General features: G+C 42.1%; 14 protein-coding genes and 1 pseudogene. 1 reads left to right on the top strand and 14 read right to left on the bottom strand.

The window, feature by feature from the left end; all coding sequences use genetic code 11:
- Positions 1-14: 14 nt before the first annotated feature.
- From IPP77_10880 to IPP77_10840, 9 genes are all read right to left on the bottom strand, one after another.
- A complete protein-coding gene (locus IPP77_10880; protein MBL0310152.1) occupies positions 15-587 on the bottom strand; it encodes a hypothetical protein in 573 nt (190 codons plus the stop codon).
- A gap of 346 nt (positions 588-933) precedes the next feature.
- Positions 934-1,500 (bottom strand): hypothetical protein, encoded by a 567-nt coding sequence (locus tag IPP77_10875; GenBank protein MBL0310151.1) that lies wholly within the window; start codon positions 1,498-1,500, stop codon positions 934-936.
- Between the two features lie 29 nt (positions 1,501-1,529).
- Complete coding sequence (locus tag IPP77_10870) at positions 1,530-2,081, bottom strand: hypothetical protein (GenBank protein MBL0310150.1); 552 nt, start codon at positions 2,079-2,081, stop codon at positions 1,530-1,532.
- Complete coding sequence (locus IPP77_10865; protein ID MBL0310149.1) at positions 2,078-2,554, bottom strand: hypothetical protein; 477 nt, start codon at positions 2,552-2,554, stop codon at positions 2,078-2,080. Before IPP77_10865 ends, IPP77_10870 begins: the two co-directional genes overlap by 4 nt.
- 51 nt (positions 2,555-2,605) lie before the next feature.
- Positions 2,606-4,174: a T9SS type A sorting domain-containing protein gene (locus IPP77_10860; protein ID MBL0310148.1), complete on the bottom strand. Its 1,569-nt coding sequence runs from the start codon at positions 4,172-4,174 to the stop codon at positions 2,606-2,608.
- The gene (locus IPP77_10855) at positions 4,171-6,951 is read right to left on the bottom strand and encodes a T9SS type A sorting domain-containing protein (protein MBL0310147.1); all 2,781 of its coding nucleotides are present in this window, start codon (positions 6,949-6,951) and stop codon (positions 4,171-4,173) included. Before IPP77_10855 ends, IPP77_10860 begins: the two co-directional genes overlap by 4 nt.
- Before the next feature lie 47 nt (positions 6,952-6,998).
- Positions 6,999-9,518 carry a PKD domain-containing protein gene (locus IPP77_10850; protein MBL0310146.1) on the bottom strand — a complete coding sequence of 840 codons (2,520 nt, stop codon included), beginning with the start codon at positions 9,516-9,518 and terminating at the stop codon, positions 6,999-7,001.
- Between the two features lie 309 nt (positions 9,519-9,827).
- Positions 9,828-10,124 carry a hypothetical protein gene (locus IPP77_10845; GenBank protein MBL0310145.1) on the bottom strand — a complete coding sequence of 99 codons (297 nt, stop codon included), beginning with the start codon at positions 10,122-10,124 and terminating at the stop codon, positions 9,828-9,830.
- A 4-nt stretch (positions 10,125-10,128) separates the two neighbouring features.
- Entirely contained in the window at positions 10,129-10,395 is a 267-nt protein-coding gene (locus IPP77_10840) for a hypothetical protein (protein ID MBL0310144.1), read from the bottom strand.
- 839 nt (positions 10,396-11,234) lie between these two features.
- Here IPP77_10840 and IPP77_10835 point away from each other — a divergent pair.
- Positions 11,235-11,396 (top strand): annotated as a pseudogene (locus IPP77_10835) (MerR family transcriptional regulator).
- A 79-nt stretch (positions 11,397-11,475) separates the two neighbouring features.
- Here IPP77_10835 and IPP77_10830 read toward each other — a convergent pair.
- From IPP77_10830 to IPP77_10810, 5 genes are read right to left on the bottom strand one after another with little or no spacing between them, the layout of a single operon-like run.
- Positions 11,476-11,997 carry a hemerythrin domain-containing protein gene (locus IPP77_10830; GenBank protein ID MBL0310143.1) on the bottom strand — a complete coding sequence of 174 codons (522 nt, stop codon included), beginning with the start codon at positions 11,995-11,997 and terminating at the stop codon, positions 11,476-11,478.
- Positions 11,990-12,940 carry an FAD binding domain-containing protein gene (locus IPP77_10825; GenBank protein ID MBL0310142.1) on the bottom strand — a complete coding sequence of 317 codons (951 nt, stop codon included), beginning with the start codon at positions 12,938-12,940 and terminating at the stop codon, positions 11,990-11,992. Before IPP77_10825 ends, IPP77_10830 begins: the two co-directional genes overlap by 8 nt.
- Positions 12,937-14,487: a molybdopterin-dependent oxidoreductase gene (locus IPP77_10820; GenBank protein MBL0310141.1), complete on the bottom strand. Its 1,551-nt coding sequence runs from the start codon at positions 14,485-14,487 to the stop codon at positions 12,937-12,939. The genes IPP77_10825 and IPP77_10820 overlap by 4 nt, the downstream gene beginning before the upstream one ends.
- Positions 14,412-15,725 (bottom strand): molybdopterin-dependent oxidoreductase, encoded by a 1,314-nt coding sequence (locus IPP77_10815; GenBank protein MBL0310140.1) that lies wholly within the window; start codon positions 15,723-15,725, stop codon positions 14,412-14,414. The genes IPP77_10820 and IPP77_10815 overlap by 76 nt, the downstream gene beginning before the upstream one ends.
- 9 nt (positions 15,726-15,734) lie before the next feature.
- Positions 15,735-16,121, bottom strand: coding sequence for a DUF302 domain-containing protein (locus tag IPP77_10810; GenBank protein MBL0310139.1), 387 nt, complete (start codon positions 16,119-16,121; stop codon positions 15,735-15,737).

Raw genomic sequence — 16,121 nt, 5'->3', positions numbered from 1 at the left:
ATGAATTTTCGTTATCATAAGAAAGTATTAACCAGCCTTGGTATCATATCGAGAACCGGTTGCAGATTCTTTAGCCGATGCCCTTCATCAGGCAGATATATGAACTTGGCAATGTTTCCGAGCACTTTTTCAGTCTCATGATAGTTTACCACATTATCCAGTAATCCGATGAATACTGCTCTTGGATAGATTCTAATCGGATGTTCTTTATATGCTTTCGCGGGCTCTGCTGTGAATAGGTAAGCTCTTGCTTCACAAATAAAATCCTCATTGGTATATTTCAGCAAGTTTTTCCTTGGTCGAAGTGAGGGATTGATAAGAATAGTTTGAATGCCAAAGACAGAGCAAAACAAATTCGCCCAATAGCCACCCAGACCCGAACCGATGAAAACAGTATTGAGATTATCCAGCGTTTGATTCCGCAGAAATGATTCAATCTCTTTGTATGCCTTTTCGTATACAATGAAGTTATACTTCAATAGTTGTGTATTAGGAAATACTTCCTTTATGTGTTTAAATGCAGAAGATTGTTCTCCACTGTTTAAACCGTGGAAATAGAATATTTGTATGTCTTTAACCTGCTCCATAGAATTAAGTGCAAGTTAATTCTTGATACTAAACAAATGGTGTTTGAACGAAATGAACTGTGAAAGAAGATTCTCGCATTTATAACATTTTGACTTTTACCGGTCTCCTTAAAAAAGCCTCGGAAGAATTCAGGTGGCCAGCGTGAGCGGCATCACTTCCATTTCCAAGCAGTAACCTTCCACCGCTTGCTAAAAAATGCTAGAAGATATTTTTACAACGGACTCATTAGGCGACTCCTGGGACACACTAATAAACCATCAAGCTATTTTATTGCTTTGGTCAATAAGTGAGTCTAGGAGCGAAAAGAAGAGCTAAAGGAAGTGAATGGTCAGCATCGGTACAGGCTTACTTGCATCCCGGACAGAAAATAGTCCCGTTTTTGACCCCTTCTTCAAATTCCCTTACAACCAGGTCGTGCCAACGGTTGTACCGTTTGTCCAAAAAGCGATCGAAATTAGGTGACCCAACTAAATCCTCGGTTACCCCGATGGTAGAATACGGTCTGCCGGCCTTAATGGATTGCTTTATTTCGTTTAGGTAGCACTCGGAAATATCGAGGATGAACTTTTCTACTTCCTTTCTTTCCCAAAAAGTCAGCACATAGGCGTCGGTGAAGAGCCGATTCACAAAAAACTTCTTGTTCCCGAACCTTGCATCGTTCGGTTCGTCTAGTTCCATATCAGATAAACGATTCAACAATTCTTCCACCCGCATATTTTCTTTACAGAAAGTGAGTTTGTTGTCCTGCTGTTTGACACGGTCATCAAAACTAGTGTACCTCCCATTAGTAATAAAGGTGAGAACATAAACATTCACGGCCTCTTCAATAAAGTTCGCTGTGATGGCATTCCACGATATTCCTTCAACATAAACAGACCAGCCGTTCTCATTTTTTTGTATTGCTATTTCCATGTGTGTAGGTTTTATCTATTTATCTTACCTCAGAACAATTCAATCCACTCTGCTGTGGCCAATCCCTGTTTGTTCTTTAACCTTAGCATGGATTCTAAACTTGTCGGAATATGCAGTTTTTCGAGTGAGGTGAGGTCTACCGAATCGTTGAACTTATTTCTATTTGTCAGGTAATCTGTATACGCTGTCTTAAAATCATCACTAACATTTCCGTTTCTAAATACAAAAATGGACAACACCCGGCCTACCCTGGAATCCAAAACTTCCAATACTTCTTCTCTTTTATATAGCACACATGATTGGCCGTATTTCTCAGCAAGTAGCATCATGTCATGAAGATTGGCCTTCCGAATGAACAAGAATTTATCAGTAGATTGATTCTGTATTCCGTTATGGAAATAGTTATAGTTGCTACGCAGTTCAATGAATCCATAACCGAGATTTATCAGCTTTGTCTTTAGTTGTGAATGGGATAACTGGTTCACTTCGGCAGTCTTTTCGTGAAGATAGGCCGATACAATGCAGAAGTTATCCGTTGATGAAAGCGGCAATAACATGATGGTATGTTTACTTGGTTTCACTTTTCATTCTTTTCTTGGAAATACTCGCGTATGCCGTCCGCTATCGTTTGCCAGTTTATTCCGAACTCGGCATCAAATTCATTTTCTATCCTAGTCAGTATCGTTTGAGCGTCTTTCTTGCCGCACTGTATTTTCATCTCTTTTGCTTTGTCTATTATATCCTCAATACACCACAAGCCAGTTGATTGTATGCCATTTTCAGAAAGAATATTCTTGGCCGTGTCAATCTGGGTTTGTAGTTCTGCATTTGAATCTTTGCCCGTGTCAGGTAGAGAATTTAATTTCTTCTGGAATAGGGTGAAGACAAGGCCAATTGCCTCTGCCTCGCTGTTAAAGTAGTGCTGTGGCTTAATAATGTCATGAGGGTCAATGTCTCTAAGGGTTGTTATGATAACGTGGTATTCCGGCTTCACCACTCTTTCGAGTTGGGCCAGATACACCGGATAACGGCGGATGAATTCGATGGTGTCCATGTTTTTTGGACGCAAGTATAGTGTGTGGTGTGAGAGGGGGTAACATTATGGTTACTGCTTCGCAAACTTGGCTGTGGCAATGATTTGGTTGTTGCGTTTGATATAAGTAATGTAGATGCCCGAAGGGTAAGAAGAAACATTTACCCTTTGAAACCCGCTATATTGTGGCAACCTTTGCTGCCAAACTATCTGCCCTAACTCATTCGTTACATCCATTGTTACATTTCCAGATTTACTCCAATCAGTAAAACCATAATCAACAGTAACATCTGTTGTTGCTGGATTTGGAAATACTCTCAGCACGTTTTCTTTTTCTGTTCTTCCCATTTCACTCAAACCGGTAATTGTATCACATTCACTCCCCGCCAATTTCCCTAGCCGGTAATTAGGAAAACTTGGAACACCCAAACTCTGGCTTGGTAATGTTAGCCCTCGCTGGACAAAATGGCACGAATCCCCTTTCCTATCAGGATCATTGATAACATGGTAAAACTGCATACTGTTGCCGCAACTGATATATATTTTACCATCAGGAGCAATTTGAGCAGCATGGAAAAGACTTTGCAGAACATTGAAGCGAGGTAAATGATAGCCATCGTAAACTCCAATTGTGTCTATACTGGAAGCAATGTCTGCATCCCATAAGTCAAATTGATATAGATGTTTTGTAAGCGATGCATATAAATAATGACTATTAGGCGATATAGCAACACCTCTGACGGCCCAGCCCGAATCTACTAAAACCGGTAAGGAAATATTTACTGGATTACTTAATAAGCCGCTACACCGGTCGAAATCATAAATATTGATACCGGTGTAATAGCTCATATAAACATACTTACTGCCGTCTGGCGAAAAACACGCGGCCCCATAATCATTGTCATTAACAACAGAACCCAAACAAATAGAATCAGAATAAATATGAGGTCCCCTCTCATCTATCAGTATCCGATAATAACAATTTGAGTTGCGCTTCTGTACTAAAATCCACCAGTACTCTCCGTTACCATGTCTGGTAGCGGCTAACGCCGAGCCAAGATTATTGTTTAGTATCTCTTGGTTCTTATAAAGTACTTTCCCATGACCGTTATTAGCTGTCATATCCAGATATGTAACTAGGATATTGCGTGTATAAACCCCAGCGGGAAATAACACCTTGTCATTAAAGGAATGAATTAGATAATAGTTGTTCGGATTTACTAAGTCCTGAAAAGCTAATATCCCCTGTTCGTTTCTATACCCCATATTCTGAACGGTCGGATCCCATATATACTGGAACCAACCAGCATTCAAACTGTCACTATTTTCTATGGTATCATTCAACGCATTGGCAATAAATATTCCGTTGGTATAAAATAATAAAGCCCCGTCATTGTCTGCATAGCTTGTATTGGTTCTGTCAAAACTCATTGATACAGAATCAATATTAACGCTTACCGGTTCATGATTAAAATTCAAGACAGTTGTAGCCCAATAAAAACTGTCCAATTCATTATAAACAGGATGTGGATATGCATCATAACCACTTAGCCAAATATAGTCATGCTTCTGGGCTCCTGTCTCAAAGAGTAAAAAACAAAAACAAAGGACAAAGATGAAGTACCGTTTTGCAATTATCATTTCATAAAGATACTTAGTTTGCCGCTATATGCTTTGCCTTCGGAACTGTATAATCCTATTAAGTATATTCCACTGTTAAATGATGAAGTGTTTATTTTATATCTGCCATTCGAGGTAGTAATTCGCTCATTAAATACTTCTTTACCTACTGCATCTGTTATTTTTAGCTGTAACGGCGACACTTCCTTGTTCAGTTGAATAAAAGCGAAGTCCATCGCTGGATTAGGATACAAGGCTACTTTCAATTCTTCTTCCGCATCCTTTTCATTCGCTAACGGCTGTTGTTTTTCAGGCTCCTCTTTCCCCTTCTTTCCGCTATAAGCCAGCGTATCGGTAGCACAAATTGCATCGTCATCATAGAATGTATCTACTACTAAAGCCAGCATAGCTCGCGCGCGGAACACCGCCTCGCCTCCCCTCATTGGGCAGCGGGATGCTAATTGACGGAGCCGGGTCAATTGCGTACTGTCAAAAGCGTTATTATCTCTTGCCAGGGTGTTCAGGTAAATGGTATTGACATCCTTATAGCCCGCCTCGATGGGCATGGTTGGTGTAATAGCTTCATTGCTGTCCAATGCCTCAAGAATTTTTCCATTACGGGTGCTATCCATTACGTGTTTTATACTGTCATAGCTATGGGTATAAGCCCAAATCAGCGAATCAGCAAAATAAATTTGGCTGTTCAGCAGGCTTAGTGCTGTTGTATCTGGGGCCTCGGGCGTACTTGTATCGCTGATTAAATATGACATCAAAGAATCTAGAAGCAGGCTGTCCATATTAGGAGCACCTTCCGTATATGGCCACACCCACCCATATAGCGCCATCAGCTCCTCGTTTGCAATGCTATCCGCTTCATAAAGCGCCCCGCGTGCTAAGCGGGTTCTGGTGCTGTCTGATTGCCGCATCACCATCAAAAATGCACCAATGCTGTCCTGCAAGGCCATCAATTGTTCTAGCATCACACTGTCAGGTGTCAATGCCACACTAATCAGTTCATCCATACGTGCCAACATACCAGTTACACCGACTTCCTTTTCGTTATAAAACTGCCAACCATTAACAGCGCTATCAATGAGTGAAGGAGATTCTCTTAATTTCTGATATACCAATTTCCCGCTCTGCCATTTCATTTCTTCATCGAAGCGGTTATAATGAATACTATCCTCGATCACCTTATTGTCATACTGGCTGAGGGCCTCTCTTTTACCATGCATCTGCTCTTCTTCACATGGGTTGTCATCAGTGTGATTTTGCGGACCAAAAAAGAATCCGAATAGAGGAAATACATCGGGAGGCATCAGATTTACGTCATTGTTACCAACATCAAATCTAACTAAAGGTCCATTACATCGAGCACCATTGACGCCATAATCATTTTGATTATGCCATAAATTCGCCATAAATGGTTGAGGATCTAAACTGGCATCTTGGTCAATAAACAAACCTACATTACTACCCCCATCCGCCATAAGTTGGTCTCTGTCATAATTAAACAGGTTACCTGTTATATCGGCACTATTATTAAACATCGAAAACCTCATTCCTATATTGATGTCTTTAACGCTGTTGCACTGGTGCAGAGTCAGATTGCGTGAACCGAAGGTATAATGAGAATGGATCCCTACAGGTAAGTCAGCATTCAAAAAATGCACATCTGTTCCTGTTGAATAAATATAATTATAAGCATCGGTCAAGTCGGTACAGGCGTTATACTCCAACCCGAAATAATTAAAATCCGGGACATTCATTTCAACGGTATTGTTGAGGCATCTGGCCCGATGGACAGAATTAAGCGAAACGTCTGCATGTGCAAAATTGTTGAGTGTTATAAAGTTCTCCATGATAGAAGCGGTTGGAAGTGAAGGTGAATAGATGGGATAATCCCATAAAGTAATACCGCTCCGGTGTCCTCCGAGCCATCCGATACCGGTCCCTGCCACCTCAATTCTGTTTTGCTGAATTGCAATAAGCCCAGGGCTATTCTGCGTAGATATAATACCTGTGGAAGCGCGAATCCTATTATCCCACAAACGTACACTCCCGTTTCTTGAATTGCTAAGTCGAACACCGGTTCCGGTGTTATACATTTTATTGACAATTGCCTCTATAGTCATGTTATCGGCTCCTATACCTTGAAAGCAATTGACAAAAGTAGGAGGACCCGCATTATTGGTAAGATAACCAGCAAACCCTTCTTCATACATCCACCGATTAAATGCCCAGCCGTCGCGGTACGAACCGGTAGCTGCAATACCGTTGCCATTGAACAGGGTAGTACTTAACGGAAGATACCCGAGATAAGAGCTACTGATGTTGAAGAAGAAGTTTCGCGTAACATTAAGATTCGAATTACGGGAAACGATTCCGTTTGCTAAATTCTTGAAAATATTTGAATAAACGGTCGGAAGTCCGGAAGAGGAGCCTATCGTTATCAAATTTATATTGTCGAGCTGAACTCCTGCCCATGATTGAAGCGCAGAAGACACTTCTGCGGCACTGGGTTGTGTCGTGGTGTTAGCCATAGTTGAATAAGGCGGTAATATGTTTGAGACTCCCTCGAACCAGTTGCGTATAAATGACCCAGATGAATACACCTGAGTTAATGCCTCTTCACTCAATCCACTAAAATAACAACCAACAAAATTATTTATAAACCTTGATTGACTGATTGAGTATCTGTCATATTCTTTTATCCAAATTGCATATTGCGCATCTCGAATTTCAGATTGGTCAATTTGAATAGACGGATTTTCAAAGGTATAGATTCCGCTTGACACCCCTTCCTGAAGTTCAATGCCTCTCCAGAGATTATCATCGCAAGCCTCTAACAGAGATGATTTACCAAGGTCACACTATAGGTACCAGACTGTAGATAGGTAAAACTTGGATTCTGAACGTTCGAATGATTGCCATCTCCATCTCCAAAATACCATTGATAGGACGCTGCACAACTGCTACTCGCTGTAAAATTCACCGTCGCACAGGATATATCCTCAGAAAAGGATAATGGCGGATTTACAATTGTTAATGTTTCAACCTCTTGTTTGTTAATCGGTGAAGCGGAAGGACAAATCGTAGAGGACTTTAAAGTAATTGTATGCTCGCCTGCTGTCCACCCTAAATCGTTACTGGGTATAAAGCAATAGGGATTTCCTGCATAAGGTGTACCGGTTCCTAAATCCCACTCCAGAACATGGATGTCAAAAAGTTTCGAGGGGTAATTTGTGGATAAATTCAGGCATACCTCCTCACAAGGACACACATTGTCGTTAAATGTAAAATCTAAATCTGGTTCTTGCGGGTAAACGTAAAGAAGCATGGTGCATGACAATTGAAATCCCGCGGTAGTATTGCTGCGACCAGCTACATGAATTTCAACTGCCCCTGATTCTTCGAAAGAATGCTTAAATGGATATTGTGAAGATTGAGTAGCATCTACAGGAGTGGTATACCAGTTATTTGTAGCAAGGTAATGGAAGGAAAAATACCAGACTTCAATTCCCATGTTCTGCGCTGTACTAGCGGTAAATTCGTTCCCATCGTAATCTAAAATTCGATAGTCGTAATCCGAACATTTTGGGACATATACATATTGAGGATTACAGCTAGTGGCAAGTATATTTGTAAGACCATGATGGGATACATTAAAAAAATAGGGGTCATCATCATCCAACAAACTTCTCTTATTTCTCAACTTGCTTTTCTCAGATTTACTGACTATGTGGAGGTTACTGTTTCTAGTCCTTACCCAAATAATAATTTCTGTGTCAGAAGGTAATGTGATATGAAAAAAGGTAGGTGTATCTATTATATATGCAGTTGAAAATAAGCTATCAAACGACCACTGGAGTTGATCTCCCCCAATCCCAGGTTGTATGTAATCCATAATGAAAATAACAGATGTATCGCCAGTTGAAGTTTGCACACCGGGAACAATTGGAGGTTGGATAACCCATACTGTTTTATCTAAAATGCTTGAACTACAAAAACCACTAGTAACAGTACATCGAATTGTGAAGCTCTCGCTATACCCATAGATACAGCCACTCGTCGAATCAATTACTGCATTTCCCTGAATAATTGAGTAGTTTATTCCTGCGGAATCAGTAGTTATCGCTTGATAACATAAACTCTCATCAAGAGCAATCACCGAGTCACCTTCGATTGCCAATATAGGAGAATAACTAACCGCGCCTATTATGTTAACACTTTCACTCACACAACCGGTCACGCTATCCCTGCTTCGCATCCAGAGAGTATCTATTGCTCCTGATTCAACCAATAGATTGATGCTGCCATTGCTTTCAATTATTTCTGAGGTGTCAAACGAACTACTCAATGCCCATTCAATTTGATTGCCACCGCTTCCGGCTAGGATACTATCAAATACAAACAGTACGGCAGTGTCGCTGCAAGAACTTTGTGGGGTGGGAGGAGTGGGTGCTTCGGGCAGCGGGTGAACATTTACCTCTGTTTCTAGACTGGAAGTCCAGTAGCAACCAAATGGCTTTTTTACTTTTAGTGAATAAGTTCCGGAAGTATCCACGAAAATAGACTCTGTGGTATCTCCATTGCTCCACATAAAATCACTCAGACCTTCTGTAGTCGTAAATAAAGTCACGCTATTTCCTTCGCAAAACGATAGCGGACCACTACTGTCAATGGACACTGGCCCCATCTTATACAGAACACTGTCTAAAGAAATTGGTTGGAATCCTTCGTGGTAGGAAAACTCTCCTCCTCCGTCATACTCTATCCCCTCCAAGGAGGTGTAATTGTAAGCATAGGCAATGGTGGTGTAGACAGTATCATCATCGAAGACTATTCGGGAAATATAGGTGGCATCGCCAGCGGTTAGTGGTATCAAACCAAACTCATATCCGTCTTCTTCCTCCGCAGTAAACAGATAGCTGTAGTAGGATTGAAGCTCCTGAAAGCAATTATCGCTTAATAAAAAAGCACTTAGCACTTCAAAGCGAAAGCCCTCAAACTCACCTGTTTCTTCAATAGGGATTTCGGCTAATAAGCCGGTAATATTCGTGGTAACCACCAAGGAAGTAACCTGCTTCTGACAGGTATTCTGGTCATCGGAATCGTCACAAAAAGTGGATGGGATTTCTGCCATCCCTAAATTATCCGGGTCAAGCATGTCTTCATAATCTGCTATACTTGGATTCTCTGTATTCAATATCCAGTTCATCATCAGGGTAATATTGTTCTGTTCGTCTTCGGTCAATTCTGAAAATGGATTGTCATAAAGGGTTCCGGTTGGGGAGAAACCAAGCAGGAACTGAACGAGCCCGGGATTAAACGCTTGCGACCCTAGTATTGTAAATGGCAGCATCTGATATTGCATGAAAACCGACATCCGGCTGGGGCAGGCCGTACAAGAGGCACATGTTTTCTATTTTATCCCGCACAACTTCCGCCTTCAACAAAGCAAAAGCCTTGTCACGAAAATTCCAACCAGACTCTCCCTCTATCAACTTTACAAACTCACTTGCCCGCCTATCAATACCATTACAACGAGGATTGTCAATCTTTTAAGACTATCCAATAGAGTCAATTCCTTTTTCATAAATTAGATTTTGTCAGTGAATAGATATACTTCAGAGGCTATGATTATTGCTTTCAGGCTGAGTTTGAACGAGCTTTACCAATATTGAATAGAACGCCGGATACTCTTGTCGTTTGGGAACAAGTCAATGATTTCTCGATAGCTCGCCATGAGTTCTGTTGTTGAAGCAATACTTTGCTTCGCTCTTAGAAGCAAGCCTTTCGGCGTGAGCAATACCTCCATGTTTGGAGTCTGTGAGTCGTTAATGAAGGAACCTATATTCGATTCCATAAAATCTATGTCAAAACTGCCTGTTGAACCAATTTTGAAAAACGCATAGCCGATGGTATCACCGGTTGAGAAGCTATGTGTGGAATCTGAAAACAAGCCCACGCCTTCAACACTTGACTGTAAAACGGCAAAGGGTTGGTTTTTTCCACTTCACATAACCGGGATAGGAAGAGGATTTACTCCAGAACTTATACTTAATCCTCGACATCATCGTGTCTTTCAGCAGGCCACTTCCATCGCGGAACTGGAATTTCATGTCATACTTTGGAAGGTTGGTTTGCGCCTTTGCATCCTGCGGTAAGAAAAAAAGGAAGAAAAGAGAAAAAGTAAGGGCGGATACACGTCCCCATAGGTGTAAAGTTGTTTCTTGCATAGTTATGTAGATTTATGTAGTTAAAACGATTAACACTCCATCTCACTATCGCTGTCTTATCACAGCCACCATACCAACATGTATTCTATCAATTTCTTCCGTCTTTATTAGCGGAAGGGGTCCATTTTTATGTTAAATTATTTGCGACAAGTCCGTGTGCAAATCCGCTGATTGTGATTCAAACCTAAGATTCATTATTTATAAAACAAAAAATTTGTTAATTATTTTGTGTGTTATAACATAGGGTTTTGATTTGTATTCGGCGTATACGCCTCTTGTAAGACAAGTTTAGGTCGCCGAATATCTGGTCTGCCAACTACCGCCTACACACACCATTTACACACACTTTTTTCCGCAGGATTCACCATTGGTATCCAACGCCCCTACGTCATTTGTGCCGTGCATTTGACTGTAAAGCAAGACAGGCCTGCTTCAGGAGAATTCTTTATACAAGGTTATACAAAACAGTGGTAAATTACCATTGGCTAGACTGTACCCGTCCGGTCCGCAGAAATGTCCCGAAAGCCTTGCCCAGCAAGGCTTTCGTCGTTTAATGGGTAAAAGTGCACACACTATTTACACACACTTTCAAAAATAATCTTCCAGTAAACTCACCACCTTCTTCCCTGTTCTACTATATTAGTCATGAACAAATCGCAGGAAGAAAGTCATGGCGGAAAGCAACAGAATCATTGGAATAGAACTCGGACTGTTTGAAGAAGTGGTCAGAACCGTCGTACGGCAGGAGATGGCCGAGGTGAGGGAAGAGATAAAGCAGACCATCAGATCTAAGCGTGAAACTCTACTACAAGAGGAGCGGCTGTATATAACAATAGGTAGCCCAACTCCTCGGCGTCACCCGCCACACCGTCAACAATTATACTAAGAAAGGTGACCTGCCAGAACCGAAGCGGGACATATCAGGACGTCCATACTGGACACCACAGCAACTGGAACACACCTTGATTCTCAAGGGAGTAAAAACGAGATTTCCAGTATGAGTCGTTCGACGACCCTGTCAATACCAGAATATAAATTGCGCTTACTCTACCGTTTGAAAGTATAGTTACTTAAATCAGACTATCCTCCTTGCGAAATGGCACTAACCCATTCTTCTTTAAGGGTATCGCCCAACTCTCGGTCGCTATCCTGAAAGCGGAAATAAATCTTGTCGAGTTCATCCTCGCTGAAAAGAGACTCAGTCATTTGAAACACCTCATCATTTTCGACGGCAATATGATCTAACAGCGCTTCAGTATATTGCTCCAAACGGCTTTGCGCTTCTGCATAGTTTTTGCCGCTCAAACTCTTTTCAATCGAGCGAATCATTTCCCGGAAATCCTCATGATTCGATAGCATTTCGTGAATCACCCCATCAGACAGCATTTCATTTTTCTTCTCCATTTCAGGAAAAAGAATCTCTTCCTCCTTGCGGTGATGATACTGATCCGAATAGTTTTTGAAGAACCGAATCAACTCGAGAACTGTCTTTTCGTATTGCTCATCGTTGTTTCCCACAAGTGACGATGCCTGTTTGGCAATTTCAATTGCCTGTCCAATTATTTCGTGCTCATCATAAAGCATCTTGAGTGCGTTATTCATAGTTTAGATTTTGGTTTATCAATTCTTTAAAACTTTGCTGAAGAAATACTTCCATCATTTCTCTTCGATAGGTGCGCGAGTAAAAATCATTATCTACTACTCGCGGTTTCTTAACCGCCTTCTTCATCAGTTCTTCCAAATTGTCGCTAAGGGCCCCTTGAAAAAGCACCGGCTTGGGATCTACCCCACCAATTACAATTCTGAGGCTCCCACTATTACTGATAGTCACGGCGGTGGTAAGCGAAGTAAAATCAACTGCCTCGCGCGGACGCAGCTTTTTGAAAGCTGTTTTGAAGTTCCTATTCAGTGGAAGAACAATATAGCGGATAATGGCGGTTTTAGGAAGTTGAATGGAGTTGACCCCATCACCGGTATAAATCGTTTCGAGCGGAACTGTTCTTATTTCCTCTCCATCGGCTATTTCAATCTGCGCCTCCATGCTGATCAGCACCGGTGCCATATCAGAAACGAACTTTGAGAAACAGGCTTTCTTACCTCCCGTTGCGATACAAACATCTCCGTCGCATTTTAAGCAGTACCCCACGGCCTCTCTCCACCACTCGCTTTGGTTGTAAAACGTACAGCGGTTTTCGCACAATAGATTTCCTCCAAGGGTGGCGGTCTTCCTAAGCAGCGGCGAAGCCACCGAATGGGCTGCTTGAAGAAGTGCCGGGAAAGATACTCCTATCTCTGTATTCTTTTTCAAGTCATCTAAACGAACGAGCGAACCAATCTTCAGGAAATCTTCTTCTACAACAATTTTTTTCAGTTCTTCAATTCCGGTTAAGTCAATCAAGCAACTTGATTCATCGTTATTCTGAAACTTGTTCACGATAACATCGGTGCCTCCGGCCAGAAAACGAAAGTCGTTTAAGTGTGACTTAGCATATTCCATTGCTTCCGAAATGGAGCTAGGTTTCAGGTAAAGTTTTTCCACCATCATAATGCTGCAGTTTCGGTGGTTTGCTTCTTATTCTTTTCCTTCATCAACTTCAATACGTCTTCTGATTTAATCGGCAACTTGGTTACCCGAACCCCAACGGCATCGAAAATTGCATTCCCAATAGCGGGAATAACAGGATGTAGCGCACCTTCTCCGCACTCCTTAGCACCAAATGGCCCTTCCGGATCGTTCGACTCAATAATGTTGGTATGAATATCGGGAGTGTCCAGAGAAGTTGGAATCTTGTAGTCCAAGAAGTTGTTGTTGAGTAAAAGCCCGTTGTAATATTTCATTTCTTCACTCAGCGCCTGACCAATCCCCATGTGCCAAGAACCTTCTAATTGCCCTTCGACCGCTAGCGGGTTTATTGCTTTTCCGCAGTCGTGCGCACCCCATACGTTCAGCAGTTTTACATGGCCGGTTTGTGTGTCTACTTTTACCTCGGCCACACAAGCGCCAAAAGAATAAGAAGGACTTAATCCTGCTCCGGCTCCTTTAAAATCTCCTCCAAGCTTTGGAGAAATATATTTGCCGCTTACACTCACAGCTCCGCGATTCGCTATCAGTGTATCAATCGCTTCGTTCCAACTTAAATCAACTGTTTTATCGAAACTGAAAACTCTATCTTCAGAAAAACTCAATTCCTCTATTGCCAAATTGTATTGCTTTGAAATGGAGGTGGCTATTTCATTTTTCAGATTTTCTGCTGCTTGCTTTGCTGCATTACCCGCCATAAATGTGACCCGGCTGGAATAGCTGCCCAAATCCACAGGGGTGAGTAGCGTATCAGCCCCCAACACAAAAATCTTATCCATGCTAATTCCCAATACTTCCGCTACAATAACCGCCAACATGGTGTCGCTGCCTTGCCCAATATCATTGGCTCCCGACGTAATCAAAACTCTTCCATCAAAATCCACCTTCAAATGAACGGTTGACTGCGGTATTTCATTTCGGATGATGGACATCGCGCTTCCGCTGATGAAGAATCCGCATCCCACCCCAAAACCATGACCGTATTCTGATTTCCCATGTTTGTTCTTCCAGTCTGATTGTCCAGCGACCGCTTGAATAGATTCACGGCTGCCGTTGGAGGTAATGCGGTACTGCCCGACTGTAGTTGTGTTGGCATCCAGAAAATTCTTCATCCGCAATTCCACCGGGTCCATTTGAATTTTGTGAGCGATATCATCGATTAAAGATTCAACCGCAAAGCGAGAATTCACCGCTCCATGACCGCGCATGGCACCGCATTGCGGCTTGTTGGTGTACACGCGAAAAGTTCTGAACCCCAGATTATCAATTTTGTATGGCGCCTGCAATAACACACCATTGTAATAAGAAGTAACCACACCGAAACTTCCGTAAGCACCACCATCAATCGCAATATCAGCATCCAAAACTTTCAGCGTTCCATCATTACTTGCGCCTAATTGAATCGTCATTCTTGAAGGATGGCGACCGTGATTGGTCAAAAAGACTTCTTCGCGCGACAGGCGAACGCGAACCGGCTTTCCTGTTTTGCGGGCGATATGCGAAATAATAATCTCGTGTGGAAATGGATCTCCCTTCCTCCAAAACCTCCGCCCACATAAGGTTTAATTACCCGCACCCTACTCAATGGCACCTCTAAAGTTTTAGCAAGTGCCCGATGCAAATAGTGTGTTACCTGTGTGGCAGTGATAATGGTTAACCCGTTTTCGTCCCAATAGGCAGTGGCGGCATGTGGCTCCGTAAAACCGTGGCTGATTCCTTCAAATTCAAAACTCATTTTGGAAACGACATCTGCCGCTTTTAATCCATCTTCTTGATTATCGAAACGGAGTTCAGCCTTTTTGTGGATATTGTTATTGAACTTCGTATGCGAATGAATCTTTTCATTCGTTCCAATATCATTTAGCGAGTCATCAATAGACAAAAACTCTTTAGTGGGCCTGTATCTTACTTGGATGAGTTCACAAGCCTGCACAGCAATTTCTTCTGTGTCAGCAGCTACGGCAACCACTATTTCCCCAATGTATCTTGTTTTGCCAATGGCTATGGCGGTTTCATCTTGTGAAATAGGAAGCACGCCAAAAGTGATCGGAAGTTCTTCCCCAGTAGCAATGTAGCGTACCCCTTGCAGTTTAACGGCTTCGCGGGAGTCAATGTCCTCGATGATTGCATGAGGATATATGCTCCGAACAAATTTTATATGGAGCGCTTCTTTGATCTTGTAGTCATCGGCATAGTCAGCAATACCCTGTACTTTTTTTGTTGCTTCGATATAAGGCCGTCCAATCCCTACTTTCTTTCCATTGTCCTGCAACACTACTTCAGAAGCTGTATTCCCTTTGGCGTATTCTGCCACCGCTTCAATTATCTTTTTATAACCCGTGCAGCGACAAACGTTCCCGGATAGTGAATCCTTGATTTCCTCAATAGTAGGATTTGGATTTTTACTGACGAAATCCAGTGCCGTCAACACCATGCCCGGAGTGCAAAAACCGCATTGAATCGCTCCTTTCTTCACAAACTTTTCCTGTAGTTCGTGAAGCGTTCCACACTGAGAAACCCCTTCAATAGTGGTGATGTTGGCATTTTCAAAACGCATAGCAGGAGTGACACAGCTCAACACCGGCTCGTTGTTTACCAACACGGCGCAAGCTCCACAACTCCCCTGCGAGCAACCAATCTTCGTCCCGGTTAAGCTTATCTTCTCTCGAATAACATTCGAAAGCATTTCGTGTGCTTCTACCAGCACATCAAATCGTTTTCCGTTTACAGTAAAAGAGACCGGCTTCATTATATGGAATTAAATATTTTCAATCACGCGCTTTAGCTTTTCCTGTACTTCCACAGCAATACCGCTAAGCCCATCATTCTTTACAGCCATCATAGAGGCTGCGGGATTCACTGAGCTTACTTCCACTTTGCCGTCTTCGTGTTCCTGCACAACCACATTGCAAGGCAACATCGTTCCAATTTTGTCTTCAGCGCTCAATGCTTTGTAGGCGAAATGAGGATTGCAGGCTCCCAAGATCTTATACTTTCTAAAGTCAACATCAATTTTCTTTTTCAGTGTTTCCTTTACATCAATCTCGGTAAGCACACCAAAGCCTTCTTTCTTTAGTTCCTCGGTTGCGCGCTCAATAGCTTTGTTGAAATTGTAATCAACTGTCTTTGAAATGTGGTAGCTCAT

It is taken from the genome of Bacteroidota bacterium, from assembly GCA_016722375.1.
Classification (GTDB): Bacteria; Bacteroidota; Bacteroidia; order Chitinophagales; family LD1; genus Bog-950.
This window is presented reverse-complemented; position numbering and strand designations above follow the sequence as displayed.

What these genes read in the sequence shown, in the direction of transcription:
- IPP77_10880 (MBL0310152.1), bottom strand. Translation starts at nt 587, where the DNA reads ATGGAGCAGGTTAAAGACATACAAATATTCTATTTCCACGGTTTAAAC.
- IPP77_10875 (MBL0310151.1), bottom strand. Translation starts at nt 1,500, where the DNA reads ATGGAAATAGCAATACAAAAAAATGAGAACGGCTGGTCTGTTTATGTT.
- IPP77_10865 (MBL0310149.1), bottom strand. Translation starts at nt 2,554, where the DNA reads ATGGACACCATCGAATTCATCCGCCGTTATCCGGTGTATCTGGCCCAA.
- IPP77_10860 (MBL0310148.1), bottom strand. Translation starts at nt 4,174, where the DNA reads ATGATAATTGCAAAACGGTACTTCATCTTTGTCCTTTGTTTTTGTTTT.
- IPP77_10850 (MBL0310146.1), bottom strand. Translation starts at nt 9,518, where the DNA reads ATGCTGCCATTTACAATACTAGGGTCGCAAGCGTTTAATCCCGGGCTC.
- IPP77_10840 (MBL0310144.1), bottom strand. Translation starts at nt 10,395, where the DNA reads ATGCAAGAAACAACTTTACACCTATGGGGACGTGTATCCGCCCTTACT.
- IPP77_10830 (MBL0310143.1), bottom strand. Translation starts at nt 11,997, where the DNA reads ATGAATAACGCACTCAAGATGCTTTATGATGAGCACGAAATAATTGGA.
- IPP77_10825 (MBL0310142.1), bottom strand. Translation starts at nt 12,940, where the DNA reads ATGATGGTGGAAAAACTTTACCTGAAACCTAGCTCCATTTCGGAAGCA.
- IPP77_10815 (MBL0310140.1), bottom strand. Translation starts at nt 15,725, where the DNA reads ATGAAGCCGGTCTCTTTTACTGTAAACGGAAAACGATTTGATGTGCTG.
- IPP77_10810 (MBL0310139.1), bottom strand. Translation starts at nt 16,121, where the DNA reads ATGAGCTACCACATTTCAAAGACAGTTGATTACAATTTCAACAAAGCT.